The sequence below is a fragment of the Streptomyces sp. URMC 123 genome (genome assembly GCF_051386515.1).
GTDB lineage: Bacteria > Actinomycetota > Actinomycetes > Streptomycetales > Streptomycetaceae > Streptomyces.
Genome location: NZ_JBPQTV010000435.1, coordinates 1 through 4,355, shown reverse-complemented (window position 1 = coordinate 4,355; position 4,355 = coordinate 1). Strand labels below are relative to the sequence as shown.

The following is a 4,355-nucleotide window of genomic DNA, read 5'->3' as shown; positions in this document are numbered from 1 at the left end:
CCGCCACGGAGACCACCGCGGCGCGGCCCACCGCCGTACAGGCCACCCCGGTGGAGGCCGCCCCCGCAGAGGCCGCCGAAGGACCCGACGGCGCCCCGGACTTCACGTACGCGCGGACTTCACCGTACGTTCACCCGCCGTCCGCCAATGCGCGGATCTTCCGCCCTAGCGTCGCCGCCGGACATCATCCGACATTCATGTCGGCGCACGCCGCGCCGGGGAAAGCCCATACGGAGGAAAGAAGTCGTGCGCAGACTCCTGCCGCTGATCAGTACGCACCCGGGCGGACGGTCCGCCATGACCTGCCGCTTCCGCTGCGGTGACGCCTGCTTCCACGAGGTGCCGAACACCAGCGACAACGCCTATGTCGGTGACGTCATAGCCGGTGTCCTCTCCCGCCGCAACGTGCTGCGCGCCGGCGCCGTGGTGACCGTGGCCACGGCCGCCGGGGCCGCCGCGCTGCGCGGGGCGCCCACCGCGTCCGCCGCCGAGGCCGCCGAGAACGCCTCCGGCGCCGACAGGGCCGCCGCGGCCGCCGCCCGGAACGGCGCCGACCGGGGCGCCCGCGGCCTGCGCTTCACCCCCGTGACGCCCAACACCAGGGACGCCGTCACCGTCCCCGTCGGTTACGCGCAGAATGTCGTGATCCGCTGGGGCGACCCGATCCTGCGGGGCGCGCCCGCCTTCGACGCGAACAAGCAGTCGGCCAAGGCCCAGGCCGGCCAGTTCGGCTACAACAACGACTTCCTCAGCCTGCTGCCGCTGCCCGGCGAGCACGGCCGGTATCTGCTCGTGGCCAACCACGAGTACACCGACGAGATGCTGATGTTCGCGAAGTACGACGCGAACAACCCCACCCGCGAGCAGGTCGAGATCGCCTGGGCCGCGCACGGCCTGTCCGTGGTGGTCGTGCAGGAGGAGTGGTGGAGCGGCCGGCTGACCGCCGTGAACCGGCACCCGCTCAATCGCCGTATCACCGCCACCACCCCGTTCCGGATCACCGGCCCGGCGGCCGGCAGCCCCCTGCTGCGCACCTCCGCGGACCCGGCCGGCACCACCGTCCTCGGCACGCTCAACAACTGCGCCGGCGGCACCACCCCGTGGGGCACCACCCTCCACGGCGAGGAGAACATCGACCAGTACTTCGCGAACGGCAACACCGTGACCGACCCGGTCGCGGCCGCCCGGCTCAAGCGATACGGCCTGAACAAGGGGGCCACCGAGCGCAAGTGGGAGCGGTTCGACCGGCGCTTCGACATCGCGCGGGAGCCCAACGAGCCGAACCGCTTCGGCTGGGTCGTCGAGCTCGACCCGCACGACCCCGACTCCACGCCGCGCAAGCGCACCGCGCTCGGCCGCTTCAAGCACGAGGCCGCCCAGCCGCGGCTGACGGCCGACGGCCGCCCGGTGGTCTACATGGGCGACGACGAGCGGTTCGACTACTTCTACAAGTTCGTCTCCGCCCGGCGCATGAAGAAGGGCGGCGGCCGGGCCGCCCGGGAGCACAACCTGACGCTGCTGGACGAGGGCACCCTCTACGTCGCCCGGCTCACCGGCGACAGCCCGGCCGACCAGATCGACGGCAGCGGCAAGCACCCCGTCGACGGCGAGTTCGACGGCAGCGGCGAGTGGATCAAGCTGGCCTCCGGCTCCACCTCGTACGTGCCGGGGATGACGGCCGAGGAGGTGTACGTCTACACCCGCGTCGCCGCGGACAAGGTGGGCGCCACCAAGATGGACCGGCCCGAGGACATCGAGCCCAGCCCGCGCACCGGCCGGGTGTACGTGGCGCTCACCAACAACAAGGACCGCGGCGCGGCCGGCAAGGCGGGCGCGGACGAGGCCAACCCGCGCAACGCCAACAAGCACGGGCAGGTGCTGGAGCTGGCCGAGCACTGGGACGACCCGGCGGCCGACCGCTTCGCGTGGCGGCTCTTCCTGGTCTGCGGCGACCCCGAGGACCCCGCCACGTACTTCGCGGGCTTCCCCAAGGAGAAGGTCAGCCCGATCTCCTGCCCGGACAACGTCACCTTCGACCCGCACGGCAACCTGTGGATCTCCACGGACGGCAACGCGCTCGGCAGCCACGACGGGCTCTTCGGCGTCGCCACGACCGGGCCGAACCGCGGCGAGGTCAAGCAGTTCCTGACGGTGCCCACCGGGGCGGAGACCTGCGGGCCCATCGTGCAGGAGCGGCGGGTGCTGGTCGCCGTGCAGCACCCGGGTGAGGTGGACGGGGCGTCCGTGGAGAAGCCGGCGTCGACCTGGCCCGACGGCCCGGGGAAGATCACCCGGCCGTCCGTGGTGAGCGTGTGGCGCCGTGACGGCGGGGCGATCGGCGTCTGACGCGACGCGGCGCGGTGGGGGCGGGGAGCGAGGCTCCCCGCCCCCATTTTTTTGTGCGCGGGCTCCGTCAACCCTCACGTATGTGCCCGTGTCATGTCCGGAGCGAGTTTCCGAGACTCTCCCCGGTGAACGGAGGTCCAGGGGGACGGACCACCGTATCCGCCCCGCCGGGCGCTGGCCGGACCACACCCCGCGCCGCCGGTGGCGATCCGCGGCCCGCCGGCCGCCCGCGCGCCGCGCCCCCGTGGTGGTTGGGCCACCGTTCGCGACCCCCAGCCGTGTGTTCTGCGCTCCTGGCCACCCGCACCGCGCGACCGCACCGTTGAAGGAGGAACGGCAACGGCTGTCGGTCTAGCCGAAGTGGGGATTTCCATGAGTGGTGTTGCCCTGTTTACGGGGGACAAGAGGCAGGCACACGCACCGGCACAGGTCAGCGCCCACGACGTGGTGCTGGCGGAGCTGTGCGCGGGGCTGTTCGGCACGCTGCCGCGCAGCGACCAGCGCAGGAAGGGCATGGACTACATCCGGGGGCTGCTCGGCGCCCCGGGGCGCAAGTCGATACGGAACATCGCGGCCCTCATCGGGGGGCACGCCACGGAACAGAGCCTGCACCACTTCATCTCCAGTTCCACCTGGGACTGGACACCGGTGCGGCGGGCGCTGGCCCAGCACCTGGCGCGGATCGCACCGCCCCAGGCGTGGGTGGTGCGCCCGATGGTCATCCCCAAGGCGGGGGAGAACTCCGTCGGGGTGGACCGGCGCTTCTTCCCGGACCTGGGACAGGTGCTCAACGCCCAGCAGGCGATCGGCGTCTGGTCCGCCTCGGAGGACCTGTGTGCGCCGGTCAACTGGCGGCTCCACCTCTCCGGGGCCTGGCTGGAGGACAGCGGCCGGCGGAGCAGGGCGTCGATCCCGGACGGGGTCGCCGAGGAGTCCCTCGGCGACTGCGCGGTGGAGGCGTACCTGGGCATGATGTCGGACTGGCAGCTGCCGATCCGGCCGGTGGTGCTGGACGCCCGCGAGGGCTGCGCCGTCACCACGGCCCGCCGGCTCGGCGCGGCCGGGGTGCCGATGCTGATCCGGGTGAGCAGCACCCTGCGGCTGTCGGTGGTGGACCGGGCGCTGCCCGCCTCCGGCGGCGAGGCGCTGCCCGCGCACCAGATCATGGGGCTGGCCCGGGACATGCGGCGGCCGGTGGTTTGGTCGGACGCGCGCGCCGGCGGCGGGCTGCGGTCGACGCTGGCCGCGGCCGTACGGGTACGGGTGCCCTCGCGGACGGGTCAGCCGGTCCGGCCGCCCCGGCTGGCGGACCGGGGCCCGGCCCAGCGCCGCGGCGAGCTGCTGCTGCTGGGCATCGGCGAGCCGGGCCGGCGCGGGGCGACGGAGCTGTGGCTCACCGACATGATGGGCGTGCAGCCGGCCGCGCTGGTGCGGCTGAGCCGGCTGATGCAGCGGGTGGACCGGGACTTCACGGAGATCGCCGACCAGGTGGGCATCCGTGACTTCGCGGGCCGTTCGTTCAGCGGCTGGCACCGCCATGTGACGCTGGCGTCGGCCGCGCACGCGGTGGCTGCGCTGGCGCGGGCGAGCGAGGTGCGGCCGGCCGGGGAGCGGCCCATGCGCTACGCGTCCTGAGCGTCTCCGGCGCCGCCGGGCCCGCCGGGCGCGGCGGAGCCGCTGCCGCCGGGGCGGCTGGAGGCGCCAGGACCGCCGGCGGCGCCGGGGCCGCCCGCGCCGCCGGGGGCCCCCGCGTCGTCGAGGCCGCTGGAGCCGCTGGAGCCGCCGGGGGCACCGGGGCCGCTCGAGCCACCGGGCGCACCGGGCCCGGCCCCGGCGGGGCCCGTGCCGGTGGGGCTCGTGCCGGTGGGGCCGTTGGCGGCGGTCCCCGTGCCGGCGGGGCCCGTGCCGGTGGGGCCCGTACCGCCGGGGCCCGTGCCGGCGGACCCCGTGCCGGTAGGGCCCGTGGCGGCGGGGGGGGGGGGGGGGGGGGGGGGGGGGGGGGGGGGGGG

2 protein-coding genes are annotated in these 4,355 nt (G+C 74.8%); both read left to right on the top strand.

Annotated elements, in window-relative coordinates; translation table 11 throughout:
- Positions 1 to 246: 246 nt before the first annotated feature.
- Positions 247 to 2,346, top strand: coding sequence for a PhoX family protein (locus tag ACSNOD_RS28825; protein ID WP_436770015.1), 2,100 nt, complete (start codon positions 247 to 249; stop codon positions 2,344 to 2,346).
- A gap of 372 nt (positions 2,347 to 2,718) precedes the next feature.
- On the top strand, positions 2,719 to 3,981 hold the full coding sequence (locus ACSNOD_RS28820; RefSeq protein ID WP_436770014.1) for an IS701 family transposase: 1,263 nt from the start codon (positions 2,719 to 2,721) through the stop codon (positions 3,979 to 3,981).
- The last annotated feature ends 374 nt before the right edge of the window (positions 3,982 to 4,355 follow it).

Coding starts and splice junctions, on each gene's coding strand:
- ACSNOD_RS28820 (WP_436770014.1), top strand. CDS start 2,719: ATGAGTGGTGTTGCCCTGTTTACGGGGGACAAGAGGCAGGCACACGCA.